The following is a 26,328-nucleotide window of genomic DNA, read 5'->3' as shown; positions in this document are numbered from 1 at the left end:
CCCCGCGTTGACTGCATGACGCTGCAGATCACCAATTGGAGTGTCACGGAGAGCGGGGCGGCGTAAGCCCCCCGATTTGATCATCATCGGGAGACTGACGTCTCCCGCTCGCCGGGTGACATTTATTTGGCATCTTCAGCAGCCGCTTTGCTGGCGGCGTCGATTCTTCGCTGCAGGGTCTCCTGAGTTTCCTTCAGCGTATACTCCAGATAGTCGTCCTGATCGTAGAGCAGCGATTCGACTGTCATATCCAGTGCTTCCTGATTGTCGAAGAAGCTGAGCGCGCGGACTGCTTCCAGCCGGACGCGAGGATGTTCATCGTTGACGGCAACCTGCAGCAGCGCCAGTGGATTCTCGATTCGATCTTTCGCATAGCACAGGGCCCGGACCGCAGCAGCGCGTGCCCGACCGTCTTTCGCACTCAGCAGTTGCTTGAGCAGCTTCTCATCGAGAACGTCGTGATGCTGCTTGACCCAGAAGGCTTCGAGCAGATTGTGCTCGTACTCGTCGTCGGACTTGTCCAGACCTGCAATCCAGGTGTCAACTGCGGCCAGAACTTCTGCGGTGTCGCGATCACGAAGTTCCTGACGCACGCGGTAGCGAGTGCGGTCTTCGTAAACCTTCAACAGGTCCAGAAGCTTGGCAACGGGTTCACCAGCGATCACAGCAGGGGTGACCAGCGGGTTCTGGGTGTGTGTGATGCGCCAGATGCGTCCGTGAGTCTTGCTGCGATTCGGGTCCCGAATGGAGTGCTGCATGTGTCCCACGAGCGGGTTGTACCAGTCGAGGATGTAAAGTGCTCCATCGGGGCCAAACTGAATATCCACCGGGCGGAAGTTGTAATCGGACGAGCGGAGCAGCGGCGTGACGGGATCGGCCGCATAGCCGGATCCTTCTTCCCGCATCCGGTACTGCAGCACTCCCTGAAATCCGATGCAGTTATTCAGCAGGTAATCGCCCTGCATTTCTTTGGGGAAATGTCGGCTGCTGACAATCTCGCACCCGCAGGTCGGTCGCCACTGTTTGGTGAAGAATTCCTTCAGGCCGGGGTGCTTGCGGGGATGGTCGAGGTCTCCGGAGAAGGCCGCTGCGAAGTAGTTGGCTCCTCCCGAAGCATCAGCCACAAAGTTCTGCCCCCAGCGATCGAACGTGTGTCCCCACGGGTTTGCAAAGGGATAGGAGACGTAGACGTCGAACTTTTCCGGCTTGGGGTCGTAACGGAAGACCGCTGCGTTGGCGACCCGTTTTGGTCCGTAAGGAGATTCGACCTGCGTGTGATGGAAGGTCCCTTCCTGGAAGTAGAGTTCTCCACCCGGACCCATTTCAAAGGCGCTGATGGAGTGGTGCGAGTCTGCGGAGTCGAAGCCCTGCAGCACGGTTTCCATGCTCTCGGCCCGGTCGTCCCCGTCCGCATCTTTGAGATGAACGAGGTTCGGCTGCTGAGAGACGTAGGCGCCGTGATCGCCCAGTTCGATGCCGATTGGCAGGTACAGGTTGTCCGCGAAGATTTTCTGTTCATCAGCTTTGCCATCGCCGTCCGTATCCGTGAGGATCAGGACCTTGTCGTTCACGGGAGTCCCGGGAAGGTATTGAGGGTACGAATTGTTCGTCGTCACCCACAGCCGACCCTTCGCGTCGAAGGTGAAGGAGACGGGATTCTCCAGATCTGGAAACTCCACTTCCGAAGCGAACAGATTCACCTGGAAGCCGTCAGCGAGCGTGAACATCTTCGCAGACTCTTCCGGCGGGATGATCTTCACTTCTTCCTTGAAGTTCGTTTCGATCGGTGTGAATTCGCCGGTCTTGGAATCGTCAATCGCTTCCGGCAGAGTTTCCCCGGCAGCGGCTTTCCAGACACGCTCATCACGAACTTCCACCATCTTTCGGAGCTTGGCAAACTCGGCGGGGAAGTTCACCACGCCGAATGGATTCTTGCGGCCCCCATAGATGTAGAATCCGTTGACAGCGCGATAGTCGTAGAAGAACTGCTTGTTCTTCTCGTGAAGTTCTTTCTTGATGCTGGCAGCCAGATCGCCCGAAGGAGTCGTGGCAGTCCCGAAGAGTCCCTGGTCAAGGAGTTCCGCGACCGCTGCATCCCCTTCATCGGTGAGGTGACATCCGTTGAAGGTGAGGTTGGTGTCCGGGTTGTCCAGCAACTTCTTGCTGCCTGTGTACAGGTCAACGAACTGCACGTGAGCGGCATCCGCCACCTTCTTCATGGCAGCGGTGTAGAGTTCGATGTTCTTGTTGTTTCGGGTGGCTGCGAGAATATTGCGTTCGGGCAGGTCTTCGTTGGCAATCGGCGAGACTAGCACGACCGTCGGGACCTGCTTGATCTCTCCGGTTTTGTCCTGCACCACGGGCTCAGTTCGACCATTGGGATAGTACTGAGTGGGGTACTTCAGCTCTTTGAGATCGGCCAGGAACTGGGCCAGATCACGCTCGAACGCGGGGAGGCCAGCGGGGCCGGCAAACGACTCGTTAAAACCAAAGCAGGCGATGATCACGTTGGGCTGGTGATCGACGAGCGTATGACCATGATCCTGAAAATTCTCCGACCGCAGGCGAACCGTAATGGTATCGGCAGCGTACCCGAGGTTACGGACAGTCAGCTTTTCTTTGGGGAAGCGGCTGTGCAGCAGTGTTTCCCAGTTGTTGAACGATTGCATCCGTTCGGCAAACGTGTTGCCCAGGACGACGACTTTATCCCCAGGATGGAGTTTGAGGGTCTCCTGTGCCTGTGCGCTCTTCAATTGGCCGAAAATACAGGCGGAGAGAACTGTCAGCAGCAATAATCTGGTCATGCGTTGCTCGAATTCTGTTCAGGGGTCATGCAAGCGATTCCAGCAGTTCTGCCGGCTGGATGACACCTGAAACGTTGGTGTAGTTCAGTTCAAACTCGTTACGGAGGGAGATTGGTGGAGGGGGCTTGCAGGACAGTTGCCTGCCCCGAAGAATTTCGTGTGACGAACTTGTTCAATCTCGAACCTGGAAGATTGGCCTTTCTCTCTAAGCTGGGAATGTCGTAGGCTTTGGGAAATTCGCACCCAAATTTTGCGGATTGTATATCCAGAGCAGTCAGGTCTCCCGATTCTGGCGTGTCCGCCACTGTTTGTAAAACGTCAGTCCGTCGTCGTCGGCCAGCTGTTTGAATTCGATTCGATATTTCGTGGAACTGAGTTGTGAGTCAGAAATTCACCCGCAGACAGGAATCTCAAGTGTCGAGTGTGGAAGAACTTCTCGCCCGCCGTCGTGAGCGGACGTTGCTGACCGGGGCGTGCCTGGTCGTCTTTATGATCATCGTGGGAGTCCTGTCTGTGGGACGGACCCCCGCAGCTTCGGACGCGGCACTCGTGCAGGATCCTTCGACGATCACCAGCACCGTCGAAACCGCCAGCACTACGGAAGACCCTGCTCCGCCAGATCAATTTCGCGATGAGCAGATTCTGGGGCGCTGGTTGCGAAATGGCTCGATCCGCCGGGAAATTGTCATTCAGCCCGGCGGGACCGCCACCATGAACGTGCAGCTGGACTATCTCTCAGCACTGATTTATGGGAAGGAAATGAATCTCGAACTCTCCTGGGAGCTCAAGGACAATATTCTCTCACACACCATTGTCAGCGGAACTCCGAAAGCGAACGTCGACCGTCTGTCAAAGGACTTCGGAAATTCGCTGAGCTACCGGGTCATCCGGGCAGACGATCAGGAACTGGTGCTGCAGAGTTTGGGCAACGACAAAAAGCTGGATCGCTGGATTGCGGTGAAGTAGCAGGCCCAAGCGAGACATTGGCCAAGCGTCCCCCAGCGGGAGGCGAAGAGAAAAAGTGAAAACGGAGGTCGACACTGGATTACGAGGACATTCGGTTTGCCACTATTTCAGCGACATTCCGTCCTTGTGCCACCGAAGGAGTTCGCTCCCGTTGACCAGACAGATTCGGTCGGATTTTGCCGCGCTTTCTGTTGCTTCGTTCGTGAATCTGCTCGTCGTGACAAAGTAGCCGCGAAAAGCCCGCTGTTCCTCGATGACCCCTTTAAACTGCTGAATTGCAGGACGACCGACAGGATTGTCCTCGCCGTACCGCTTGCACTGGACAATCACAATTCCGTCCGGATGGAAGACATAACCATCCACTCCGAAGTCGTTTGACCTGGCTGTGAGTCCAGTGGGAAATCCGCATTTTTCGAAAAAGCTCATGACGTGCCGCTCAAAGGCAATGGGATCCATCTGCATTAAAAATGCGAGCTGAGCCGAAGGATCATCCGGTGTCTGGACGCGTTCGGGTACCATTGCATCCGCCCGCATCGCATCCAGAAGTTCCTTCTTCGCTTGTCGGGAGGTCTCCATTGCAACAAATGCCAGGAGGAGTTTCGTGAGCGGATCACGGATGCTCCGGTCTTTGATGAATCCCTCAATGACCGACGTTGCACCGGCAGTGCCAAGGAACAGGAGCAAAAGCACAGGCAGCCCGATCCCCCCGCCCATCGCGACCAGTCCCGCGTACTGTGTTCCGAAAAAGGCAGCTCCCACGGCCGTGATGGGCATGGCCACTTTGAGCGACAACGGGAGATTCGCTCCACGATAGTTGGCAATGCTGGTTCGAACCGTGTTTGTCAGAAGCTTTGCGAATCGCAGTGTGTCGATCGACTGATAAAGAGACTTCGCAGTCTCTGTTTTTGGACGTCCCTGGGAGAGAATACTTCTCGCCTCGACGAACCAGCGAATGATTTCATCGCGATCACGTTCTGCCGAAACCATTCGAATTCCGGTAACAATCGCCGCAGCCAGCCCAGACCTCGCGGTGCCGAACGCATAGCGGCTGGCATTCCCAAGATGTGCCGCACCGGTTTTCAGAAACCCCGTCGCGTTCCTGCTGCTGACTGCCTCGGGCTCCGCCAGCTCGTTCGCAGCCTCAGGGAGGTTGAGGTCGATTGAATCATCCCACGGTTCCCGGATCGAGTCTGCATCGCTCATGGCTTACATTCGGCTGCAGGCACAGAATCACAAGGTCAGGATTGAACCTTGGCAATGGTCTTAATAAGCAATTTGAAGCTTTTTCTGCTTCGTCGTCGCGTGCAATGCGGAATGCTTCGGTGTGAATCGCAGCGGTCGGTAGAACTTTTCTAGAAGATTGACTCGAGGAGAGTCTGCGTTGTTCAGCGAAATGCTTGCTTCTGACCCTGCCAGGCCACGCAGCTGGAGACGAACTCCAATCCTCCGGTGATACACGGGGAATCGCTATAAAAGTGGCCAGGGCCGGGATCGAACCGGCGACACCAGGATTTTCAATCCTGTGCTCTACCAACTGAGCTACCTGGCCAAAACAAAGGAGAACGCGACCTAAAGAGAGTCGCGGTTCCGTCTTGCGGCACACATCTTGGCGTGATCATCCGCGACTGTCAACCGTTTCGACACCAGGAGTGTCAGGAATAGGTCCGGGCACAGCAGACGAGTCGATTCTGTGGGAATTGTCGCCTGGAGGGAAGCTGATCACGCGCGTGATCAGAGACCGAGCTGATTCTTCGCGGCCTGGGTGAGCAGGGATTTGAAGACATCCATGCTCACGCTCCCGCCCAGTTGAGAGACCCGCTGCATCGCACTCGCCCAGAGAGACGGAACCTTGGCTTCGGCCAAAAAATCATGGCCCTGCCACGTCAGCTTGCCGGACATGCGATCCCGGTTCAGGAGGCCGTCGAAGCCAGTCGGCAGCAATGCGTCGCGACTGCGCGGATAAATGAACCCGGAATCTTCCAGCAGGTAGACATGCTCCTGGATCGCCTGCTCGTCATATCCAGGAATCGGCGGCGCTTGCCGTCCGAGCCCCTTCCCTTCGGGCAGAGATTCGGTGAACAGAAGAATCTGTTTGATCAGCTCCATGTCGCGTTTCATGGAGCGATCATATTCGATCAGGCCGCAGTCTCACCAGATGAGGGTTCGACGTCTTCCATCGCTCCCTCCTGATAGCCTCGCAGCTCATCTTCGGAGAGATGAGAGTAACGCTGAGTCGTCGCGATGTCCGAATGACCGAGCAGTTCCTTCGCCTGGAAGATCCCGAATTTCTTGGTCACCGCGGATCCGAATTCGTGGCGGGTGGAATACAGGACGAGGTCTGCCGGCAGTCCCAGCTTGTCCCGGAGCTGGCGGAATTTTTTGGAGATGCGAGGAACTGTCCAGGATCTGCCGGCGGCATCGTGAAAGATCGGGCCGCTGTCGCGAGTGCCAATGGATTCGATGAACAGCGGGGCCACCTGTTTGCCGAGCGGGATTCGTCGGGGCTTGCCGGTCTTTCGGGAGGTTTTGTGCTGCTCCAGCACCAGAGTGCATTTGCCGGCGGTGAGAGATTCCGCGAGCGTTGATCCGGAAGGAAACTCGATCTGTTCGATCGTGGCCCCGGTGAGTTCACTGGGGCGGGCTCCCGTCAGCCGCAGAGCGCGATAGATCACAGACCAGGCGGGGTCGGCGGCCTTCAGGATCTGACGCACGTCCGCCGGAGTCGGGATCCGTTCGCGTCTTGCTCCGGTCGGCTTCTCGAGATCCCTGGGCTTCAGGATCTCCGGTCCCTCATGAAACTCTCTGCCATAATTCTGGAGCAGCTGCACGCAGATGAGGTAGCTCCGGATCGTTGCCTTCGCCTTCTCGCGACCATCGGGCCAATGCGTGTTGGCGTGGATCCAGTCGAGCAGGTCCTCGCGGGAAAGCTCGGCCCACGGCCTCGGGCCGAGAGCAGCGATCATGGGGCGGAAGCGCGAGCGGTACTGACGCAGCGTCGCCGGTTTGCAGCCCCGGCGTTCGCAGTGCCGACAGAACTTTTCGATGAGGTCTGAAACGATCATGAAATCAGCCCATGAGTGGAGCGTCGACGCCAAGTTTGATTTTGAACATACTCTCGTTCGGCGGATCGATGTTGTAAGGGTCGTACCAGACGGGTCCGAGAGGGTACCAATGCTTGCGATCGTCAAGCGTTGTCGGAGCGACGTCGTATCCGCTTGCCGGAAAATCCGTGTCATAAAACCGCAGGATGAATGCGGCGCCGCCCCCAAACTCCGGATTCATCCACCCGGACAAGTTCGCGGAAAAATCCAGAAGTGGTTCAAGCGGGAGAGTAAGCTCCCCTCCTAGTGGAGCGGCGAAGTTCCGCAGCAGGTTTCCGGATCTGACCCATGATGCTGGCCAATCTCCGACTGATGTTGCGGCTATGGCGTTTGAGATCCAAGCGCCCGATCCCGGAATGAACGGCCCCTCGTAATTGAGGTTAGGATATGACGGGTGGGAAGGGATCGACCATCCGGTAACGCCCGCTGTGAATGTTGGGACCCCTCTCACCTTTTTAAAGCGGATGATGGGACCGTCCTCCGCCCACCATCCGCACTGCTCGCGCAGCGTGTTGGTGCGAACATAGGTGCCGTGAATACGCCGGACTCCCAGCGGGATCGCGACGTCCCAACTTTGGCGATAGAGCCGGTTCGGATCGCTCGCCCGATTCCAGGTATGCGCGGAACTTCCAAGGCTGTCCCGAAGGGTCCACGGAAAGAAATGACGGGGCATCCCGAAGCGGGACATTTTCCCGGCCTGTGCCATCGGATGTCCGACCGGATTGTCCCACACGTTGTTCAGCATCTGTGTGACGGCATCGCCGCGCTCGTCGACATGCTCCCCGATTGTGACCCCGCCGACGACCTTGAATTTATGGTTCGCCTGAGCCGTGATCAGGGTCTGTTGCTGCGTCCACCAGTGTTTCCACCACTCGCGATTATGGTACGTGCGGCCGTCGAAATCCGTGTCATCGTCGATGTCGGCCGGCTGCATGTTCGGGAGTTTCCAGTCCTCCAGCTCCCCATGGATGGCAGAGGTAAACCCGTTGCGTTCGTAGGCCGTCCGGATCCATCGGGCACACTCAGCGACGGTTCGTCCGTAGAATGTTCGACGCTCCCTGGCATCGCCCCAGCCCCCATCTGTGGGGCTGTGATCAGTGATGTACGGGATCTTCCACGGAGACGACTCTGCAAGGATGGATTCGCCGTCGTAGGTGTAGAGCGAGGGGGGCGGTTCAATGCAGAACATTATTCGTCGTCCTCCTCCTCGTCGTCCTCGTCGTCATCGTCATCTTCTCCCATCCACTCCTGGAACACTGCCTGATTATCAACGCACCAGAAGCCGTCGACCTGAAACGCGAAATAAAGAACATTCAGATCGAGAAAGTTTCCGCGTGGATTGATACAGATCAGGGTTTTGTCCGTCTCTTCGAGGACGACATCGAGGCCCTCTGTCAGTGGCTCATCGTCCTCACGAGGAACGGTGACCTTCATGACCCGACATTCCACGGACTTCTGTTTTCCTTCACCGCCGATAATCTTCACAACTTTGATGCCAGCACCACCGCCGCTCCCGCCGGGATCCGGTTGGGTGATCCTGCGTGCGTTGCGGTCTCCACGCGGATTGTCGGTGCTCCAGCTCACGAGTCGTACCTTTCGACATGCAGGGTGGTGCGTTGCTCTCCGGCGTTGTTGTACTGGATCCCGACGATCTGCAGATAAAGGGTGTCCTCCGCGAGCTGGGGTTCGTCCTGCACCTGATTGAGACGGTTGAAGGAGATCTCGCGGCCTTTGACTCCGGTGAGCAGGTCTGAGATCTGATAGGTATCCAGCAGCTGCGGGCAACTCGCCTGAGCCGTGACCTGTGCTCCCCGATCCTGCTTGATGATGCGGTCGACCGCCTCTTTCATCAGGTCGGAGTCGTTGACTAAATCGGCGGGGCCTGTGAGGGAGCTTCGAAGGTCAGAAAAGGCGTCTCGATGGCGATACAGATACTGGTTGCTGAAATCGATCAAACGGACGCAATCCCGGACGTTCGGAGAACTTTCCGCGGTCGCTTCGTAACGCATCCTCTGGTCGGCGTGGACCGTCCCGGTGATTCGTAATTGCAGCTTCGCCGGATCGACTTCCTGCAATGCCTCTGGAATTTTTTTGGACGTGATCCAGATGCCGATCTGATCCGGAAGCACCGTCCAGCCACCGAACTCCGATGAGCTCTCCGGGTCGTCATCCAGATCCTTGGCTTCGCGCCATCTGACCCCGTTGTCTGTCGAGATTTCAAGGTAGGGGGGACGTCGGTGTCCCTCGCTCTTGTCGTCGGTTCGCAACGTCAGACAATCGTGGAGCTCGCGGCGCTTCGGCAATGTGTTGGCACCAGTCGGTGACGTGAATCCATTGAAGAGATTTGGGGGGCTTTCCGGACTTTCCGGACGCAGGCCCTTCAGCTCACCGGATTCCCCGGCAATCCATTTTCGCCCGATGTGACTGTTCGGAGTTGACGTTTCGATCTGAGAATCTTCATCGACTGTCCACGCCCGATAAAGCGGAATTGTTAACTCTGCTTCTTGGAACCCGCCATACGCAATGATCCGATTTGTGATCTCGGACACATGGAACCCAAATGAGAGCGTCTCCGTATCAGCGGTCTCGAACGTGAAGTCTTCGCCCCATGCCGGGATCCTGAGTTTCTTTTTTGAGCCTGCACCTCGCTGGTAGATCACGATCTTCGGCTGACACGACGGCATGCCGTCCGTCACCTTGCGATCGAAGCGCACGTACCAGGAGTATCCAAACTGAGGCAAGATCTCGGTGAGGTAATCCGAGAGTCTACCGCCCAGACGCAAGGTCAGATTTTTGACAGGTGGGACCTGCTCGTCCCGAGGCAGCACTGCGAGCGCGTCCGGGTTGGCAATATCTGGATCCTCTTTATCGTTCAGCCACTGACTGAGAGTCTCGATGATGTGATGGAGTTCCCAGCTTTGCGGCTCGCCAAAATATTCCTCCTTGCATATGTCGGCCCGCACCGATTCCGGATCGACCCAGATCGAATACTTTTCGAGGTTCCGCACGTCCGAGAGATCCTCCAGCGGCGTGCTGGTGTCATCCGGCGGAATGCGATTGGGACAGATCTTTTTGTCGATGAGCGGATTGAATTCGAGCGGCATCGGGACAGTGACAGTCTTGCCAATGTCGTAGAGGCCGACCGGATTCCAGCATCGCTGACCCTCCGCAATCTTGCCGAAGTGATAGGGCTCGATGGTCGCTCTCAGGATGCGCGTTTCGCCATCCGAACCCATCGTGATTTCGGAGCTGGTGATCTCGCCCCAGAACAGGGGTCGGTCCCGCAGGCTCTCCGGCTCCTCTTTGTCAACGGATTTCTTGCGGGTCCAGACCTCGACCTGGCGGTTCATGCGCCGACTGACGAATTCGTTTTGAGCCCGGATTCCGAGAGCGTCCTGATCCACTTCGAGGACCGCGTAAGGGAGCCGGCCTCCAGCACCGAGAAAGATTTCCCGGCAATAGACGAACGGCTGCAGGTCGTCCTCTGTCGGCTTCTCGCTATGTCCCGGAGCGATGTAGACGAGCAGCTGCTGTTGCTGTCGGATGCCGTCGCTCTTTTTTTTCTTCTTCGGAGCTGTCGCCATCACACCACCTCCAGCGTCATTCCGGTGACTGCCGCCGGACCGCTCGCATCGGCCTGCAGGTCTTCAAGGATGAGCACCGTTCGGCGAACTTCAGCGACGATCACTTCATCGTCATCGTTCAGAACTGCCGGGATCACCGCATCCACCTGGAAGTCATACGTGTCTGAGTCCAGCAGTGCCGGAGTATCAAACACGATCGGACCGGTGGCCGTCGCCAGGCGGGTGACTGTCTCCGGCGAGCTGGGCCCGGCGGTACGGATCAATTCGAACTGCTCCGGATGCAGACCTTCTTCGGCAGCGAGCCAGAAGATGGTGATCCGGAGCACGCCTCCGGACCGACGTTCGACGCTGGCCAGCTGTGCCAGACCGAGGATCGCATGGATCACGCTCCCATCTTCGGCGAGATCCACCCGCTGAGGATGGGGCGCTTCGTTTTCGATGCCGTCTCGATAGTGTCGCACATCGACATAGACCGTTCCCGGTGCGAAGGCTGAGAGATCCACGGAGAGCTCCGGAGTCTCCCCGGCAATGCCAGCAGCGGAGTCAACGCGGGTTGTGACGCTGATGTTCCGGGGCCGAACGAAGGGGAAGAATCGATCAGCGTTGCAGTACCTGTTGCGATACTGCAACGGCAGCGAAGAGCCGACATAAACACTGACACCCTGTTCGGCGAACGGACGAGCGGGATTCAGTGCAGGGAAACAGAAGTTGCGAAGGTGCATCACGGACCAACATCGAGAGGAATCTGATTCGAATACGTCACGCCGTCAGCAGTGATTGTGATCAGGACTTCGTAGAGCTTGTTCGCTTCGAAGCCCGGATCGTCGATCGTCGCTTTGAACTTGCCAGACACAAGCTCCTCGGCTGTGAAGTTCCGCGTGAGCAAAACAACATCCTCTCCGGAACCATTCTCACGGATCGTGATGAATGCTGTGGCTTCCTCATCGAGATCCGAAATGTCGATCCAGCCGAAGCGTCCGTTGTGGGCCCAGACATCGAGGAAGACCGACTCTCCCAGAGTGCTGGAGAGCTTGCAGGTACACCAGGGAACGAGCTGGGTTGCCTCAGCGATCGCCGCGGCGACTGCGCCATCGTTGATCTCCAGATCAGGCAGGCCCGCCGGGGTCGTCAGCTGCGATGCCGGCAGCGGTATGACGAACACGTTCGGCGTCGACGAGACGGGGATCAGGTCGAGGCGATTGGCGTTTGTCTCCGCCTGGGTCAGATCGAAATCGTAGTATCCTGCCGCCAGTTCGTTGGGATGTACGTCGTTGGTAGCGACGGGCGACCCGTTCCCCTTGCGGATCGTCGCTGAGATGTTCGCAGCATCACCCGTCACTGGAGTTCCAGTCTCCGTGTTGATCGCAAAGACTCTCCACTTCTGGGAGGCAACATTTTTGAACAAGGTCGACATGGAGGATTCCTGCAGGATGCGTGAGATTGTGGCGACGATGCCGGGGTCGTCCGCCATCATGAGGAGATGGAAGTACAGACCTTCATCGGTATCGATCAGATCTTCGAAACAGTCGCTCATGACACCGTAATGGTTTGATACGTGTAAGGCTGGAGGTTGAGTTCATTGCCGGAGCTGCGTGCGGCTTCGCCAGTGTTGTTTTTCACGTACAGCTTCACCGGCCCGGGCGGGAGTCGCACGGTCCGGACAATCCGCTGTTCGTCATTTGTTGCCGCGACGTCGAACACGAAATCCGGCTCACGCTCGGGGGGAGACGTTTCGAAGTTGGTCCCATCCACTGTCTTCAGGAACCATCCATCCACCGTTGCATCCGAGGCCGGGACGCCAGTCGGATTGACCGGTTCACGGGAGATGACAATCGAGGCAGACCCCTCTGTCGATCCTGACAATGACGATGTGTAGGTCATCTCCGGGAGATTGATGCCGTCGAGGTCGCCCTGGAATGTGAACTCCATCGGAGTTTCGACGCTCCAGTTGCCAGTGCAGACGACGTTGCCAGCTCCGACGACAGCTTCCATCGCCGACTGCGCCGCTGCAGCATTCGCGTCCCAGTCGATGCTGGCAGTCGTGCCGTAGCCTGGAAGCGTCAAGGTGAGACTGCCGCCGGATCCGGTGTGTGAGACCTGCTGCACTTCGCTGATTGCGGGTGTTCCCGAGTCGGCGTTCAGCACCGTCGAGACGTCACCTTCACCGGGGACGTCTTCCCCGATCGTCAGCCCGCTGTCATCGACGATGATGTCTTCAATGGTGAGTCCCGAGTACTCTTCTCCAGTAAAGTTGATCACAAACGAAGGCCATGCACCGGAGACCGTGACCGCGTCTTCACCGAAGACGCCTGCCGCATTTAACGCGGCCTCGAGAGCGTCCGAATTTGCGTTCCACGCGATCGGATCGCTCGTTCCTCCCTCCGGATTCCCGAGTGTGTAAGTTCCCCCGTCGACATCTTCATCGATGTTCAAAGTCTGCACGGCAAGCATATTACCGCCGTGAGGTGACCATGAGATCGTCCGACCGTTCGTCAGACTGAGCACGCCCCCGTACCGCAGGAAGTCCCACATTGCAGATTCACTGCCGAGCGTTGTCGACACGCAGTTGTCCTGACCAGGCTCACCAAACAAGATCTGGTACGACGCAAAACCGGAATCGTCGTAAAAATAGAAGCTCATGCCCGTGCCGATTGTCGTGTTGTAAAAAAACACGCCGTTCGCGTTCGAGTTGCTCTCATGCATGATCATTACATGACTGCCATCATGCGAACTGCTCCCGCTGATCGTCATCGATCCTGTCGTTGGGAACTTGCCTGATTTTCCCGCCAGATAGTCCCCTCGCGTTGATCGATAAGCGGAAAGCTCCATCCACGTGCTGTAGTCCTCGCCTCCGCCAGACACGATGCCAACAGTTGCCGATCCGGCCCCCGCTACTGCCAGCAGGAGACCGCTGTCATCAATCGTGAGCTGCGGATGAGCGATGCTCGCCAGGTCACCAGTGAACCAGTAGTCCCAGGTTGTTTCGTCTCCATCGACGGCCTTGGCGACGATCAGGCCGATGCCCGGTCCTTCACCGCCGTCATACGTGACGGTCTCCAGACGTGAGCGGAAGGTGTCTGCGGTCGCATCGAAGGCGATCGCCGCCGTCTCTCCCAGATCCGGATACGTCAGCGTGAAATCTCCAGCGGCGGCCGTCGTGACGACTCGCTGATGCTCCAGCTGTCCGAACGAGATGCGCGTGAGCCCATGGAGCATCTTGTTCTCCGGGACATTCATGGCGATCCCGACTGTCTTGACTGATGACAGTTCAGTGATGGTTGCCTGCACTGAATGACAGCCTCGCGTCTCCGTGTTCACGACGAACGTCAGATCGTTTCCGACGAGCTCGAAGAGCAGTCTGTCAGTCAGGTCGAGATCATCCGCAATCGTCCCGATATTCAGAGTCGCCAGCTCTGTCGTTGTGCCGGAAATCCGTTTGAAGATCTTCAGCGTTCCCTGAGTGGCGTTGCCCCCGGGAGCGAGCCGGCAGAAGATGTAGTTATTCGCATCCTGATACCTCAGACGGAACTCCACATAATCATCGAGGCTGCTACCCGACTTGAAACTGTATTCCATCGCCCCGTGGACCGGATGGGACTCGTAAGTTCGAGCGACCGTCGCGACGAACAGATCAGAGCCGCTTGCCGTGATGCCGGTCCCTCCGACAACAGGCGACCCCGAAACAACAGTCCAGGTATCCCCGCTGTCGGTTTCGTGACTGCTGAGATTTTCGCCGGACCCGATTCCGACATCATAAAACTGTGTCACCTCCGGAACGCCATCAGTGATCGTGTCGATCGTGATGTCCGATTCATCCGGAGCGGTGAGATCTTCAGTCTCGACTTGGATCAGCGGCACTTCCTGAAAGGCGAGCGATCCCTGGAACGTGATGATCCACGGCGAGGCAAATGTTCCGGCTCCGGTGACAGTCACGTTGCCCGCACCGACCAGCGTTTCGAGTTGGGTTTGTACCGTCTCAGCGTTGGCGTTGTAGGCCCACGTCACCGTGCCTTCGTACCCTTCGATCTCCACGTGGATCTCTCCACCGGTCCCGTTGGTGTACATCGACTGCTGCTGATTCACCCCGGCGATCCCAAACGCTGCGAGGATCTCGACGTGACAGCCGACGTTCCCCGCTGAGTTGCTGTAGGCTCCACTCGTCACAGAGGCTCCGTCCGCCAGCGAGTCCAGCTCGCTGCCGAGCAGGGCGGTTTTTGTGCCGACAAGGTAGGTCGTTTTCTTCGCCATCGTGTTAATCCTGTGGGATCATGCAGTTGATCGTCGCGATTCCAGCGGAGACAGCGACGGAAAAGTCATCATCAAAATCGGGGGGATAACTCAACAGGTGTGCCGACTGCTCAACAGGTGTGCCGACGTTCCCGTCGAGCTCCGTCGTGTCACGTCCGAGAACACCGACGTTCCACTCCCCGCTGGGTCCGAGGGGCTGTGACTCGAGTTCGTACGGATGCAGACCATCGACGACAGCGACATCTCGAGCGGTGTCGTAATTGACAGCCCCTTCCGGTGCTTGACCCGTGAACAGTTCCCAGGTGCGGACGTCGTCGATGATCGCATCGCCGGTCGGGACCTGAGCCGGGAAGCGGACGCGGACCCGGTTGTACGGACGGGGGGGAAGTTTGCTTCCGTGCTCCAGCCCCACATCGGCATCATCGACAGCAACGACGCAGACATGCTCCGGGTACTGACTGCCTCCGGTGTCATACTGTGCCACGATCTCCCGGGCTTCCGTTCCGCGAGTCTCGCCGTACAACCGCCGTCCGATATAGAGCTGATGCAGCCGCCCATGATCACTCTCGAAACGCACCACGAACCCGCCGGACTCTGACCAGGCGAGGGAGGTGATCGTGATGTTTCCGAGATAGATCATGAGGGGGGAGGAGCCAGGGACGGAAGAGCCGTGATCACGTGCGTGATCAGGCGGGCTTCTTCGCGGGTTTGTCTTTCTTTCCCGGAGAGGGGACTTCGGACGGAACCTGTGGATGGGCCGGCTGGTCCACTTCGAGCTCGGCTGCGGGTGTGGGAGCGACGGGAGCAGGAGCCGGCATCTCGTGACTCTTGATCGCGTACCACGCGCGGGCGAAGGTCTGGCGATCGACCCAGGGGGATTCACCCAGCTCCTTGTAAGCCTCGGCATGCGAGGAGGCATGGCTGCTCTGGATCTGCGATCGCAGCTGATCAAGCTGCTGCTCATTCAGCTGGGGTTTTCTTGCCGGAGTCAGACCGGGGAATTTAGTGGGAGTGGGGTTCGGCATGATCACACCTGTCGTTGTTGCCAGTGGAGGTAGCCGCGCTGGACCCAGCCCTGAGTCCCGCCGGCGGAATAAAACGGAGGTCCATCGGCAACGAAGCCGAGGAATGTGCAATTGTCGTACTGAGCGGCCGCCGGACCATCTTTGGTGACAGTGCCGTTCAGCCGTCCCTTCAGACGCTCGTAGGTGCGAGTCAGTGCGTAGACCGCCGCGGCCGAGCCCAGGCCGTCGATCCAGTACCGAATTCGCAACGGACGGTCCTGAATGGGCCCGATCAGCAGTGAGGCTCCGTATGCACCCGGGGCGGTGATCCTCTGCATCGGCATTTCCGCCGGGCCTTCTTCAAACGCACCGGAACTGCCGGCGAACGTGTATCCGTCGTGAAAAATCGACATCAGTTGCTCCTGTTCCACTTCTCCATGGGAGAAGATTTCGCGGGTACAGGAGGTTTGTTTTGTCGGGTCGTATCAATCAGACGGTCAGTATTCCGCTGATTGTTTTGGATCGATTTTTCGTTCTGCTGCTTCAGGTCAGCTCGCAGCCCCTTCACCTCGGTCGCCAGGGTGTTCACAGCTGCCCCGACTTCGGTAACAGTTCCTTGATACGCGCCTCGTTCATTCAATTCAGTCAGTGGCTTTCCAAATCGACTGCGGGTGTCGAGCGGGTCAACCGTGACGGGAGCGACGCGATTCTGATTTTCCCGGCGAGCCTGAGCGATGGCATCCCGCTCGGCTTTCATCAGTTCTTTCTGTTGATTGAACAGCGGGAGATCTTTGTCCTGAATCAGTCCATCGAGATTGTTGAACGCCTGGAAGATGACATCTTCGGGATTGTCTTTCCCGAACATCTCACCCAGGCCTCGACTTGTTTTCTCAAGCGTTTGCCACAAAGCATCAGGACCTTTCAAGTCCATTTCACTCAAAGTGTCAGCAGTGATTTTCCGCATCGCCGCCAAACGACCTTCGATGTCTGTAGACCGCAATTTGTGCTGCTCAACATTTGTGTCGGACTGACGTTCTGCCTGAGCAATAGCGCCTGCTGGCGTATGTACCGCCTGAACTTGCCGGGCGCTTTCCTGAAAGAACTTTCGATTTGCTGGGTCGTTTTCCGCAGCCAGTGACGGAACGACAGATTCCACCTTCTGGATTTCTTCCTGCCATTTCCGATCGTTGTTCAGCATCGATCTAATGGCAGGGCCGGCCTTGGCTTCGCCGGGGTTGTTCAAAATCCAGGCTTCTCTCAGCTTTGCATTGCCGCGGAGAAATTCGATGCGACTCTCATCCATCGGAAGAGCATGGAACGCTTTGAACTGATTTGCGAGATCTTTGTCCTTTTCCTGATCACTCGTCAGCTTGAACTTGTCACCGAGGTTCGCACTGAGATTTACAAACGCGGACGAACTGATGCGGCCTTCTTGGTCGTTCATCAAATTCCCGAGGGCAATCCAAAGTTCAGACGACCTCTCGGCCGTCATCCCCAACTCTTTGCCAGCGGAAATGGCGGGAATGGCGTTACCCATCCCTTCCACGGTTTCGATTCGGGACGCGAGCTGGGCCTGCTTCACGAACCCCTGAATGGCCTGTGGATCCTGGCTCTCTCCGAACTTCGCGATGTCACCAGATGCTGAAGCAAGTGCAGCCGCTGCTGTGGGATTTTTCACGATTGACAGAGAGTCACCGGCCGCTTGAAACGCCCAAGAATTTGTCCGGTTGCCTTTCGCAGAGAACGCAGAACCAAGCACCTGAGCCGCTGTGTTGACGGAGACATTCTGCGACTTCGCGAGTTTCAACACCTCCTCATCAAGGTTTTGCCATCCGACAGTCTCATCCGGTTCGAAGTTCATTCGCAGAGATTCCATCGAGTTCTGGAACCCGACAGCGGTCTGGCGGACCTTCTCCTGCGCCTCAATGACTTTCTCGTATTCGGCCCGGAGTGCGGCCACAGCTGCCGTCAAGCTCACTGTGCCGGCAATCGCTCCGACTGCGCCCTGGGCAACTCCCATCATCGCGGAAGCTGCTGACTGAGCGAAGCCGGACACCTCTTGCTGGGCCGCTTCGTACTCGTGGTTGATCTTCTTGACAGCAGCGGCATACTTTTCAGCACCGATGCGATTGGAATCTAAGTGGTTCTTCGCCCTCTGGAGCTGACGGTCCCTTTTCTCTTCCGCGGATTCCAAATCTCGAGAAAGACGAATTGCATCCTGCTTCAGTTTGTTCTCGCGGATTTTTGCCGCTTCCGATTCTTTCGCTGCTTTCTTGCGTGCCTCCGCTGCAGCGGTATCCATCTCACGGATTTTGTGGATGACCTTGAGGGAGTCGATGTTCTTCTGTTTCTGCGCGTCAGCCGCTTCCTTGTCACGCTTCGCGATCGCAGCCCGCTCGGCAGCGGCGTGCTGTTCGAACTTCAGCCGCTCCTGAATGACCTTCTTTTTCTGGGCCTCGGCCGCTGCCAGTTCCGCGGCCGCTTTCTTCTCGGCCTGGGCAATAGCGTTGACCTTCTGCAGCTCGGAATCCCGCAACTGGTCGAACTGCTGCTGAGTCAGCTTGTTCGCTTCGAGCGCCGCTTTCCACTCCTTCAGCTTCGCCAGATACGCCTGCGCGGGAGCGAGCAGCTTCTCCTGCGCGGCGACGAGACGGGCGTATTCGGCCTGGGCCTTCTTCCCGAGGGCGACTTCTTCGGCGTTGGCCGCTTTGCGGGTTTCGCTGAGTTCCTTCTGACGCTGCTTTTCCGCCGCGAGTGCTTCCTTCGCTTCCCGTTCCCGCTGCTTTCGAGCTTCCTTCTCCCGCCGATCCAGCTCCTTCTGGATCTTCGTTTCCTCCGCGAGGATCGCCTTCTTCTCCTTGGCGACTTCCTTTGCAGTCTTCAGCCCCTCCTTGAGCTGCTCATCCAGCGACTGCATGGCAGCAACGTTCTCTTTGCTCTTCTGCAAGAGCTGAGAATTTTCCACCTTGTAGATGATGACGTTGTCGTCTGCCATGGCGTCGCGCAGGGGACAGGGAAGAGGGGAGAGGGGTCAGGACGCGGGAACTATTCCGTCAGGGCGACTCCCACCCCGGCGGTCAGGCTCTTTCCGAGCAGACGCATGCGGGGCTCCGCGATGCTCGTTCCCTGTCCGGAGATCCCCTGCATGTCGACCATCGGAGACGAGAGTGTCAGGGTGATATGTTCGGACGAACTCAGGGACTGAATCGTCCCGCCATCGGCATTGGCGACGAGCGAAAAGACCGCGCCGGCCAGGGACGAAAACATCGGCCCATAGGCGGCGAGAAACGCGTGGCCACGGAACGTCACATCCACGAACGGATTAACAGTCTCCACGTAGACGTTGGTCGGGAAGGTTCCGCCATCGGCGTACTCAAGCACCATGTTGATGCCGAAGCCGACCTGAATCCCGACGATGCCTGTGACATCCGAGCCACCCAGGGAGGAGGGCCCCAGGCGAAACGTCCCGACGTAACTCGGGTCGCTGAGACTGAGCGAACCGGAGTGACCGACCGGGTTCGTGAATCCATCAGAGAGGAGAGCCGCTTCCAGATCGATCGAAGCGACCTGTCCCTGTTGAGCGGTGATCGAAACCGGGACCAGCAGCCCCTTGGTTGCCGTCAGCTTGATGTTGTTGGCACCAGAGACAAACGCGGATCCCGGGGAACGGACCCGCCAGGGGAGTGAGATCGTTCCGCTTCCGACGTAGAGCCCGCCCGCCTCATCCAGCGCCGTGAGTGCCGTGGCGAGATCGTAGGAGGTGTACCGGAAACGTGGTTCGGCTCCCATCAACACGAACTCGGAAGGAAACACGGCGGCCGACGCTCGCAGTGCTTCGATCTGATTGTTCGAGGAGAACTCGGCGGCCTGACATTGCGCGATGGTCGCGGCGCCAAAGGCGCTATCGGAGAGGCTGACACTCATGATGTGATCCGGAGGCGAGAGGGAGGAGGGGAGTCAGGAGACTTTGCGACGTGATTTGCGGGCTCCGAGTTCTTTCAGGGTTTTCTGATAGACCTCGACGGCGAGGGCGGTGTACTCCTCAATTTCCTTGTCGGATACTGAGGAGAGTTCTTTCCATTGCTGGGGCTTGAGGATGTGCGGAGCGTGCAGTCGGATGCGTGACTGATACTGCGTGGCGGTGATCTCGGCGTTGTTTTTCACGAACCGTTTCAGGGCGCCGGTGAACACCAGAGGATTGTCGGCTTCGGAGGCCCAGGCATGTTTGTGGCGGGCTTTCTCTTTGCGTTTGAGATAGTGCTGATTTCGCGTCTGAAACTTGTACGCTCCTCCCGGAGCGGTTTCGGGGGCTTCCTTTTTGAAGTGCTTCCCGAGTGTGACACGCACATGCTGAACCGCGATCGCCAGAAGTGCCGCGCGCATGGCGGTGGCATGGGAGCGGGCTCCCACTTCGGCACGTTCGATGGTGATTGAGATGTCCAGCATCAGACATTCATCTCTCCGTAAACATTGAGGACGAGCTCGCCGAGGAACGCGTGCTGCCCGTTCATCTCCTGAGGATCGAGGCGACCGATCCGCCCGACACTCAGCTGATTCGGAGTGATCCGGTTCGCCTTCAGCTCCTGAGCTTTGATCTCACGGATGATTTTGCCGAGCTTGTTGCAGCCGTCGATGTACCAGAGTTTGTTGGTATCGACGTACAGGGCCGGAATCGGAAACGCGAATGAAACCGAAAGGCTCCCCTGGGCCACGAACGTGGCTGTCCCCAGATGATCATCGAGCCAGCGGGGATCGTGCGAGATGATGCAACTGGGGAGCTGGAGTTCAGCCCCTTCATCCCGCTCGCAATAGATGCGAATGGCATCGACCGCCTCCGCCCGATCGAGCTCGGGATTCTCGCCACCGATCAGCTCGAGCAGCTCGGCCCAGGCGAGTTCGCCGGACGTCACGAGTCCCTGCCACGTGAGACAATCGGCGATCGTCTCTTGGAGGTAAGCGATCACCTTCGAGAGTCCGTATTCAGGACAGATCGAGAGTTCACCTTCGGTGACCAGTGGTTCCGCCATTACATCACTGCTCCGTATCCGTTCTTGCGGGTTTGGATGCTGGACTGTTTGAGCGTGATCACAATCCGGCCGCCGACGTTCTTACCAATCGAATCGACGGCATAGACATCGCCGCCATAAATCCACAGATCGGATTCGTGGAGCGATGGTCCCGGCTCGATGTAGATCTCGCCGAGATGACTTGTCGTGCGTCCGTTGCCGTACGCCTCCTGGGGACCTCGCAGCCCGTTTGCAACCTGCGGGCCGCGCAGGATGACGATGGCCTGCAGCTCGGCATCCTGTGCGGCGTTGGCCCGCGGTCGATGCGTGATGGACTCGCCGAAAGTCTCGAGCATCGTCGGGAAGTCTTCAGCGGCGAAGACCGGGACGCTCACTCTTTGGCTTTCGGAGCCTTTGGCTTCTTTGGAGCCTTTGGCTCGATGGAAGGAGTTTCGGAAGGCGCATCTTCACGCACCTCGCGAAGGGCCCCTCCGTGATCGGCCCGCACCAGCACCAGAGCCCGGCCGATGTCCGTCTGGAGCTGCTGGAAGATGTCCTCACTCACTTCGAGCGGTTCATCCTTCGTGAACTCACAGAGCTTCGGTCCGTCCGGAGTCTGCACGGTCCGGCGGAAAACAGGGCTCTGCCAGTTTCCTTTGACTTTGATGATGTACATGTTTGAAACCCGCAGACGGGAGAGAGGAGAGACGTTTCAGAAAACAGCGGCCCCCTCACAGAGGGCCGCTGGGATCCACTTCCATCAGCAGCTCAGATTTAGGTGAACTGCAGCGTGACGGCGTTCCACCATGCGAGATAGCCAACGTTGTAGCGGGCATCGCACATGAACTTCACATCCTTGAATTCGCGATCGTCCATCCCCTTCATCTGCCGTTGCAGAGGGCGGCGAGCCTGGAACACGAACGGCTTCAGGGGTTGCCCGGTTCGGAACAGATAGATCCGGTCGGTCTTCGTGAAGTACGTGCAGGTAACGATCCGGGGGCGATCCAGCACAATGTTGGTTTCGCCTTGGTTGACGAGGGTTTTCTGGAGAGCCTTGACGGCAATCTCTTCATAGCCGGGCGGAACGTACAGCTCCAGATCGGTCATCGCTCCGACAGTCGGTCGATGATAGGGCTTGCCGTTGTCCCGCTTGAAACCGAGCATCGCGGCCCGCATCTTGTGGTAGGCAGAGCGGAATTCATCTTCTGTCGGCGAAGCAACCGTCGTGATGTCGGAAGTCAGATCGTTGTTGTTCGATCCTGAATCACCCCAGACGTGATCGGTGTCGAAGAAGTACTGACCATCGAAACATTCCTTGTCGGTCCCATTTTCGATGAGTTGCACCGTCAATTCATCTGCATGATAGGCGGCTTCGGCAGCCAGCTGCTCGAACACGGGGTCATAGAGACCGATCCGATCATCATCAATGTGGTTCTTCTCGATGCGGATCGAGTTTTCCCATTCCTTGTTCTTGATCGTGAACTCGGCGGCTTTGACCTGTGCAAACTGCCGTTCGCTGAGCCACTCCTGCATGCCTGGGAGGGAGCCGAGCATTCCGTACTGTTCGTCGGAGCCCGTGGACTTGATGACATTGCACATCCGGGGATAGAGCGGAGTGGCGGTCTGGACCGAAGTATCGAACTTGGCGGTCAGGCCTCGCAGCCGCGCGACTTTACTGGCGGTGTCGAGAGACATGGGGAAACCCTTTGTCAGGAGAGGTGTGATTCGGAAGGGAGGTTTGAGAGGAGAAACCTCCGCTCCCCTGGCGAGGAGCGGAGTCGATCAATCAGGAGGGATCAGGCTGCGACCGGAGCGGTCGCACCATCAGCATCATTTCCGGCCTGCAGGATGAGCCAGGCAGCTCCATCCCACATCAGCTCGACGAAGTCGCCGACGTCAGCAAAAACGATCGTGGTCGCCCCAGAGAGACTGACCGGAGTCAGGGTGGAATCACCGGCATCGACGACCATCTGGATCCGCTTCATCTGTCCGGCGCGGGTTCCGTTTGCCAGCGTGGTGGCCTGGGCTCCAGTGCTCGTCAGAGCGGTGTAATAGCTGGTGACATTGATGGCACCCGCCCCGCTTTTGGCTTCAGCGGCCGCTGTCGGATACCAGGGGACCAGCTTGCCCTGATGAACTTCGAGCTTGACCCAGACCAGCGTGGCGGACACGTATTCCACGATCGTCCCGACGCGGGGGCGTCCGGCAGCTGCCAGACTGATCGTGTTCGAATCCGTGGCAAACACGCTCTTGCCGACGTCCCCAGCGGCAAAGCCGGAACCGGTCAGCAGAAACGCTCCGGACTGGTACACCGCGGCCCGCTCGTCACCGGCCTGGCCTCCGGAGTTATCGACCTCTTCGACAGCGACGCCGGCAAACTGGTTGAGTCCGGAGTTGACCGAACCAGAGAGGTTGCCGGAGCTGTCGAGGAACGTCAGCTGGGACTGGTAAATGTGAGTCGTGGCGGCGATCGGGTAATCAGCCCGCTCCGCGGCACGAGACTTGATCGTCGCATTGGCGGTTGCCGCCATGGGAGTCTCCTGTGTGAAATGCCCGAACGGGCGGATGTCGAATGACGAAAATGCTGGGAGTTGAACACGCGCGTGTTCAGGCGGCTCAGTCGGCCTTCTTCTGTTCCGGCTTCAGGATGTCGAGCCCTTCATCCAGTCGGCGGGTGCGGATGTATTCCGCTTCGGTGATCCCGCTGTTGATGTACACCGCGCGGGATTCGGCGTACTCCTTTTTGAACCGCTTGTCGGGATCGGTCCCCTCGCCGTGCTGATCACCGGCGGGATCGGCGGACGGGGCCGGGTTCTTTTTGCACATCTCCTGGAAGAGGAAGTCCTTCACTTCCAGGACGCTCTTGGATTCAGCACAGAGCGTGTCTGCCTTCTCGGCACAGCCGGCAGCGGCGCAGAGTTTGCGGATCTCGGTCTGGCGATTGCGCTCGACCATGACCGCCTCATCGACGGCCTTTTTCTGCGCAGCTTCCTGGGCGACCTTGGCAGCTTCCGAGTTCAGCTCGGATCGCACCCGAGTGGCCGCTTCCTGGGCAATCGCTTTGACCAGGTCCGGATGTTTCGTCTTGAGTTCGTCGAGATTCATGGCGGGAGGGTCTTTCGGTTCGGGCGGGTCTCCCGCCTGTTCAAAGAAAGATTTCGTCGTGGCGGGACTCATCACGAGATCCACACTCACCACGCGATTGATTGCTTCGATCGTTTTGCCGTCTTTCGATCGGCGGTTCGCCGCAACGTGCGACATTCCAAATCCACTCACTCCGGAGCGGGCGGTTTCCAGAAATGTTCTGCCGGCCTCTGAATCGAGCGTGCGGATATCGCCGCGAATCTTTCCGGCTTCATAACGGGGGTTCTCGACATACCCAGCGAGATCCCGGGGACTGCGATGGTGGGGAGCTTCCAGATCATGGCTCAGGAACACCGGCTTTTTTTGATACAGCGGAATCGCTGCCTGCATCGCTTCTTCGGCGAAGCGGTAGCCGTTCGATGACTCCGCGCCGAGAAGAACGACATTTTTCACCAGTCGGGGATCCCCTTCACCGATCAGAGATTCGGACAGGGAATTCAGGGTGTATTCAAAATCCAGCTTCATGCTGCCACGGCCTTTCGTTTGTGCTTGCGACTCTTCAGCAGACGTACGAATTCCGCCAGCATTTCCGCATCCTGTTTGTCATCAGCTGCGGGATCCTCTGGATCTTCCGTCTCATCGGAATTGTCAGGTGGAAGGTTGCCGGCGTAGATCGGCGGCACGATTTCGAGTTCCTCTTCCCGCTGCTTCTCGTAGTGGCGGGTTTCAAAGACATCGTCGACGTCGAGACCGAGACGCTGCAGGATCGCCGTCAGGCTGCCAATGTTGTGTTCTTTCGCAAGGATGGCCGCAGTCACTTCCTTGAGCGGATCGCTCCACTGTCGGCCCGTCGCTACCAGTTTGAAGCGATTGAACAGATGCGGAACCCGCAGATAGAGATCGATCGGAATCGAGCTCTCGCCGACGATGATCGACTCGAGAACGAGCCGCGACCAGATCGGTCGAATCATGTTGTTTTTGACGATCTCGAAGTCAGACCGCAGCGGAATTGCTCCGTCGATTTCATCGAGTTTTCCAGCGGAATACGTGGCTCGGCGACGATCACGCATCAGCCAGCTCGAGGGATAATTCAAACCGGCCGCCATGCCCAGCAGATTGCTCTGCGTGAACATGTCGTAAGTGGTCTGCGGTTGGGTCGGATTGAACGCCGTGATCTGTTCCTGCAGTCCGACGACGTTCACTCGTCCCGGTGTCAGGCCGAAACCATCCGCCATCGCTCGGGCGAGCAGATCGGGATTGTTCGTGTGGATGTTCATCGTCTGGCAGGCGGCGACCTGAGCGGCGATGATCACCGCTTCCTTGTAATCAGCGAAATCCCGGCAGTCGCTCATGATCGAGAAACACCAGGGCAATCCCCGAGACTGATGCGGGAACAGTTGCTCGAAGAGATGCGTCATCCGATCGAGCGGGTAAAACCGATGCGTATCGGAATTGTCGATGGTGTCATGGGGATGGGTTTCCCGAACCCAGTACCCGACAATCTGGTCCTGCGCATCCCGCTGGATTCCGAGCCGACATTTCTTGTCGCCGAGCTTATGCGGAGGAGTTTCGATCCGGTGCGGAGCGACGATGTCAATCTGCAGCGGAATGGGCGAATCCGCTCGGCCCATGTCGGAGATCGCGGGGAACCCGTCCCCGGAGAGCCGCCACGTTCGCAGAGCGAGACGCTGCAATGAACCAAAGCTCACGCGGGTTCCGCCGGCATTCGGGGCCCAACGCTCGTAAACGTCGTCGAGTTCCTCACTCCATCGGTTGGCTTGATCCTCTGTGATCACCCCCTCTCGCGACTTGAGCCACGCTTTCGGGTTCAGCCCCGTCCCGACAACGTTGTCCACGCGATGTTCCACGGCCCCGGTAATAAATCCGAAGTCACGATACAGCTGGTTCGACCGCTCACGCAGCTCCTCGAGGTCGGACTCCAGAGCGGAATCCGGCGAGAGCCGGGATGAGAGCCAGCGATCCGCTCGCAACCGGCTGGCGACATCAGCACCGTCGAAATAACTTTCGACCATCCGCTGAGCCCGCTCCTGCATAATGAGCTGATGCCGGGCCTCCTGGCGTTGTTTGGCGTAGCGTGGCGAGACCGCTTCCCAGGCATCGGCGATGCCGTGGAATGCTCGTCTCAGAAGTGTGGTGCGATCACGCACGGCCAAGCCTGACGGGAAGAGAGTGAAATCCGGAACTGGCTGCGGAGATCCGCTGTTCCAGAGTGTTGATGTGCTTCAGGAGCGTGTCAGCATCCGCGCGGGTATACGACTGTGTCGCTCCACCGGATTGAAATGAATAGGTCTGACCCTTGGTGAGAACGGCTACATAAGCTTCCCTCAAGATGGCGAGAAGTTCGCTGTCGGTGTATTCAAAACTGGCCGATTGCTTGGGCATGTGAGGGGCATCGGTTCCCGGACCCCGCTATCTGCAAAAGTCAGTGCTATTGATAGCACTCAGTTTCAAAAAAGTTTTGGGGAGTTATCGCGCGGCAGATTGAGACGGGTCATGCGAGCACGCTGCGG

The 26,328-nt window shown here is 58.0% G+C and carries 25 protein-coding genes and 1 tRNA gene; 1 reads left to right on the top strand and 25 read right to left on the bottom strand.

Annotated elements, in window-relative coordinates; translation table 11 throughout:
• Positions 1-122 precede the first annotated feature (122 nt).
• The gene (locus SH661x_RS19505) at positions 123-2,804 is read right to left on the bottom strand and encodes a PVC-type heme-binding CxxCH protein (protein ID WP_437225061.1); all 2,682 of its coding nucleotides are present in this window, start codon (positions 2,802-2,804) and stop codon (positions 123-125) included.
• Positions 2,805-3,182: 378 nt separating this feature from the next.
• Here SH661x_RS19505 and SH661x_RS19500 point away from each other — a divergent pair, with 378 nt between their 5' ends.
• On the top strand, positions 3,183-3,770 hold the full coding sequence (locus tag SH661x_RS19500; RefSeq protein ID WP_437225058.1) for a hypothetical protein: 588 nt from the start codon (positions 3,183-3,185) through the stop codon (positions 3,768-3,770).
• Positions 3,771-3,872: 102 nt separating this feature from the next.
• On the opposite strand, the gene SH661x_RS19495 is transcribed toward SH661x_RS19500, so the two are convergent.
• The 24 genes from SH661x_RS19495 to SH661x_RS19380 form a co-directional block, all read right to left on the bottom strand.
• Positions 3,873-4,973, bottom strand: coding sequence for a restriction endonuclease (locus SH661x_RS19495; RefSeq protein ID WP_437225056.1), 1,101 nt, complete (start codon positions 4,971-4,973; stop codon positions 3,873-3,875).
• Positions 4,974-5,246: 273 nt separating this feature from the next.
• A tRNA-Phe gene (locus tag SH661x_RS19490) sits at positions 5,247-5,319 on the bottom strand.
• A 182-nt stretch (positions 5,320-5,501) separates the two neighbouring features.
• Positions 5,502-5,888, bottom strand: a complete 387-nt coding sequence (locus tag SH661x_RS19485; protein WP_437225053.1) for a DUF2513 domain-containing protein — start codon at positions 5,886-5,888, stop codon at positions 5,502-5,504.
• Between the two features lie 17 nt (positions 5,889-5,905).
• Positions 5,906-6,832, bottom strand: a complete 927-nt coding sequence (locus SH661x_RS19480; RefSeq protein WP_437225050.1) for a tyrosine-type recombinase/integrase — start codon at positions 6,830-6,832, stop codon at positions 5,906-5,908.
• Between the two features lie 4 nt (positions 6,833-6,836).
• Positions 6,837-8,060, bottom strand: a complete 1,224-nt coding sequence (locus SH661x_RS19475; RefSeq protein WP_437225048.1) for a hypothetical protein — start codon at positions 8,058-8,060, stop codon at positions 6,837-6,839.
• Positions 8,060-8,455 (bottom strand): hypothetical protein, encoded by a 396-nt coding sequence (locus SH661x_RS19470; protein ID WP_437225045.1) that lies wholly within the window; start codon positions 8,453-8,455, stop codon positions 8,060-8,062. The genes SH661x_RS19475 and SH661x_RS19470 overlap by 1 nt, the downstream gene beginning before the upstream one ends.
• The gene (locus SH661x_RS19465; RefSeq protein WP_437225043.1) at positions 8,452-10,455 is read right to left on the bottom strand and encodes a hypothetical protein; all 2,004 of its coding nucleotides are present in this window, start codon (positions 10,453-10,455) and stop codon (positions 8,452-8,454) included. The genes SH661x_RS19470 and SH661x_RS19465 overlap by 4 nt, the downstream gene beginning before the upstream one ends.
• Positions 10,455-11,180 carry a hypothetical protein gene (locus SH661x_RS19460; RefSeq protein WP_437225041.1) on the bottom strand — a complete coding sequence of 242 codons (726 nt, stop codon included), beginning with the start codon at positions 11,178-11,180 and terminating at the stop codon, positions 10,455-10,457. The genes SH661x_RS19465 and SH661x_RS19460 overlap by 1 nt, the downstream gene beginning before the upstream one ends.
• The gene (locus SH661x_RS19455) at positions 11,177-11,989 is read right to left on the bottom strand and encodes a hypothetical protein (RefSeq protein WP_437225038.1); all 813 of its coding nucleotides are present in this window, start codon (positions 11,987-11,989) and stop codon (positions 11,177-11,179) included. Before SH661x_RS19455 ends, SH661x_RS19460 begins: the two co-directional genes overlap by 4 nt.
• Entirely contained in the window at positions 11,986-14,703 is a 2,718-nt protein-coding gene (locus tag SH661x_RS19450; RefSeq protein WP_437225035.1) for a hypothetical protein, read from the bottom strand. Before SH661x_RS19450 ends, SH661x_RS19455 begins: the two co-directional genes overlap by 4 nt.
• A gap of 4 nt (positions 14,704-14,707) precedes the next feature.
• Positions 14,708-15,343 carry a hypothetical protein gene (locus tag SH661x_RS19445; protein WP_437225033.1) on the bottom strand — a complete coding sequence of 212 codons (636 nt, stop codon included), beginning with the start codon at positions 15,341-15,343 and terminating at the stop codon, positions 14,708-14,710.
• 46 nt (positions 15,344-15,389) lie between these two features.
• Complete coding sequence (locus tag SH661x_RS19440; RefSeq protein WP_437225030.1) at positions 15,390-15,728, bottom strand: hypothetical protein; 339 nt, start codon at positions 15,726-15,728, stop codon at positions 15,390-15,392.
• A 2-nt stretch (positions 15,729-15,730) separates the two neighbouring features.
• A complete protein-coding gene (locus SH661x_RS19435) occupies positions 15,731-16,120 on the bottom strand; it encodes a hypothetical protein (protein WP_437225028.1) in 390 nt (129 codons plus the stop codon).
• Positions 16,120-18,702: a hypothetical protein gene (locus SH661x_RS19430; protein ID WP_437225026.1), complete on the bottom strand. Its 2,583-nt coding sequence runs from the start codon at positions 18,700-18,702 to the stop codon at positions 16,120-16,122. Before SH661x_RS19430 ends, SH661x_RS19435 begins: the two co-directional genes overlap by 1 nt.
• A gap of 50 nt (positions 18,703-18,752) precedes the next feature.
• Positions 18,753-19,631, bottom strand: a complete 879-nt coding sequence (locus SH661x_RS19425; protein ID WP_437225023.1) for a hypothetical protein — start codon at positions 19,629-19,631, stop codon at positions 18,753-18,755.
• Between the two features lie 33 nt (positions 19,632-19,664).
• A complete protein-coding gene (locus tag SH661x_RS19420) occupies positions 19,665-20,153 on the bottom strand; it encodes a hypothetical protein (protein ID WP_437225020.1) in 489 nt (162 codons plus the stop codon).
• The gene (locus tag SH661x_RS19415; RefSeq protein WP_437225017.1) at positions 20,153-20,734 is read right to left on the bottom strand and encodes a hypothetical protein; all 582 of its coding nucleotides are present in this window, start codon (positions 20,732-20,734) and stop codon (positions 20,153-20,155) included. Before SH661x_RS19415 ends, SH661x_RS19420 begins: the two co-directional genes overlap by 1 nt.
• Positions 20,734-21,108, bottom strand: a complete 375-nt coding sequence (locus tag SH661x_RS19410; protein WP_437225015.1) for a hypothetical protein — start codon at positions 21,106-21,108, stop codon at positions 20,734-20,736. The genes SH661x_RS19415 and SH661x_RS19410 overlap by 1 nt, the downstream gene beginning before the upstream one ends.
• On the bottom strand, positions 21,105-21,389 hold the full coding sequence (locus SH661x_RS19405; protein WP_437225013.1) for a hypothetical protein: 285 nt from the start codon (positions 21,387-21,389) through the stop codon (positions 21,105-21,107). Before SH661x_RS19405 ends, SH661x_RS19410 begins: the two co-directional genes overlap by 4 nt.
• Before the next feature lie 98 nt (positions 21,390-21,487).
• A complete protein-coding gene (locus SH661x_RS19400) occupies positions 21,488-22,408 on the bottom strand; it encodes a Mu-like prophage major head subunit gpT family protein (protein WP_437225010.1) in 921 nt (306 codons plus the stop codon).
• Positions 22,409-22,509: 101 nt separating this feature from the next.
• Positions 22,510-23,244: a hypothetical protein gene (locus tag SH661x_RS19395; protein WP_437225009.1), complete on the bottom strand. Its 735-nt coding sequence runs from the start codon at positions 23,242-23,244 to the stop codon at positions 22,510-22,512.
• A gap of 85 nt (positions 23,245-23,329) precedes the next feature.
• A complete protein-coding gene (locus tag SH661x_RS19390) occupies positions 23,330-24,322 on the bottom strand; it encodes a hypothetical protein (RefSeq protein ID WP_437225006.1) in 993 nt (330 codons plus the stop codon).
• Positions 24,319-25,965 (bottom strand): phage portal protein, encoded by a 1,647-nt coding sequence (locus SH661x_RS19385; RefSeq protein WP_437225003.1) that lies wholly within the window; start codon positions 25,963-25,965, stop codon positions 24,319-24,321. The genes SH661x_RS19390 and SH661x_RS19385 overlap by 4 nt, the downstream gene beginning before the upstream one ends.
• On the bottom strand, positions 25,958-26,200 hold the full coding sequence (locus tag SH661x_RS19380) for a hypothetical protein (RefSeq protein ID WP_437225001.1): 243 nt from the start codon (positions 26,198-26,200) through the stop codon (positions 25,958-25,960). Before SH661x_RS19380 ends, SH661x_RS19385 begins: the two co-directional genes overlap by 8 nt.
• Between the last annotated feature and the right edge of the window lie 128 nt (positions 26,201-26,328).

The organism is Planctomicrobium stercoris, from assembly GCF_051465655.1.
Taxonomy (GTDB): domain Bacteria; phylum Planctomycetota; class Planctomycetia; order Planctomycetales; family Planctomycetaceae; genus Planctomicrobium.
The sequence above is the reverse complement of the archived record's forward strand: the minus strand, read 5'-3'. Positions and strand labels throughout refer to the sequence as shown.

Bases quoted from the DNA above. Each gene is read 5' to 3' on its own strand.
- SH661x_RS19505 (WP_437225061.1), bottom strand. From the start codon at position 2,804: ATGACCAGATTATTGCTGCTGACAGTTCTCTCCGCCTGTATTTTCGGC.
- SH661x_RS19495 (WP_437225056.1), bottom strand. From the start codon at position 4,973: ATGAGCGATGCAGACTCGATCCGGGAACCGTGGGATGATTCAATCGAC.
- SH661x_RS19485 (WP_437225053.1), bottom strand. From the start codon at position 5,888: ATGAAACGCGACATGGAGCTGATCAAACAGATTCTTCTGTTCACCGAA.
- SH661x_RS19480 (WP_437225050.1), bottom strand. From the start codon at position 6,832: ATGATCGTTTCAGACCTCATCGAAAAGTTCTGTCGGCACTGCGAACGC.
- SH661x_RS19475 (WP_437225048.1), bottom strand. From the start codon at position 8,060: ATGTTCTGCATTGAACCGCCCCCCTCGCTCTACACCTACGACGGCGAA.
- SH661x_RS19465 (WP_437225043.1), bottom strand. From the start codon at position 10,455: ATGGCGACAGCTCCGAAGAAGAAAAAAAAGAGCGACGGCATCCGACAG.
- SH661x_RS19455 (WP_437225038.1), bottom strand. From the start codon at position 11,989: ATGAGCGACTGTTTCGAAGATCTGATCGATACCGATGAAGGTCTGTAC.
- SH661x_RS19450 (WP_437225035.1), bottom strand. From the start codon at position 14,703: ATGGCGAAGAAAACGACCTACCTTGTCGGCACAAAAACCGCCCTGCTC.
- SH661x_RS19445 (WP_437225033.1), bottom strand. From the start codon at position 15,343: ATGATCTATCTCGGAAACATCACGATCACCTCCCTCGCCTGGTCAGAG.
- SH661x_RS19440 (WP_437225030.1), bottom strand. From the start codon at position 15,728: ATGCCGAACCCCACTCCCACTAAATTCCCCGGTCTGACTCCGGCAAGA.
- SH661x_RS19435 (WP_437225028.1), bottom strand. From the start codon at position 16,120: ATGTCGATTTTTCACGACGGATACACGTTCGCCGGCAGTTCCGGTGCG.
- SH661x_RS19430 (WP_437225026.1), bottom strand. From the start codon at position 18,702: ATGGCAGACGACAACGTCATCATCTACAAGGTGGAAAATTCTCAGCTC.
- SH661x_RS19425 (WP_437225023.1), bottom strand. From the start codon at position 19,631: ATGAGTGTCAGCCTCTCCGATAGCGCCTTTGGCGCCGCGACCATCGCG.
- SH661x_RS19420 (WP_437225020.1), bottom strand. From the start codon at position 20,153: ATGCTGGACATCTCAATCACCATCGAACGTGCCGAAGTGGGAGCCCGC.
- SH661x_RS19415 (WP_437225017.1), bottom strand. From the start codon at position 20,734: ATGGCGGAACCACTGGTCACCGAAGGTGAACTCTCGATCTGTCCTGAA.
- SH661x_RS19405 (WP_437225013.1), bottom strand. From the start codon at position 21,389: ATGTACATCATCAAAGTCAAAGGAAACTGGCAGAGCCCTGTTTTCCGC.
- SH661x_RS19400 (WP_437225010.1), bottom strand. From the start codon at position 22,408: ATGTCTCTCGACACCGCCAGTAAAGTCGCGCGGCTGCGAGGCCTGACC.
- SH661x_RS19395 (WP_437225009.1), bottom strand. From the start codon at position 23,244: ATGGCGGCAACCGCCAATGCGACGATCAAGTCTCGTGCCGCGGAGCGG.
- SH661x_RS19390 (WP_437225006.1), bottom strand. From the start codon at position 24,322: ATGAAGCTGGATTTTGAATACACCCTGAATTCCCTGTCCGAATCTCTG.
- SH661x_RS19380 (WP_437225001.1), bottom strand. From the start codon at position 26,200: ATGCCCAAGCAATCGGCCAGTTTTGAATACACCGACAGCGAACTTCTC.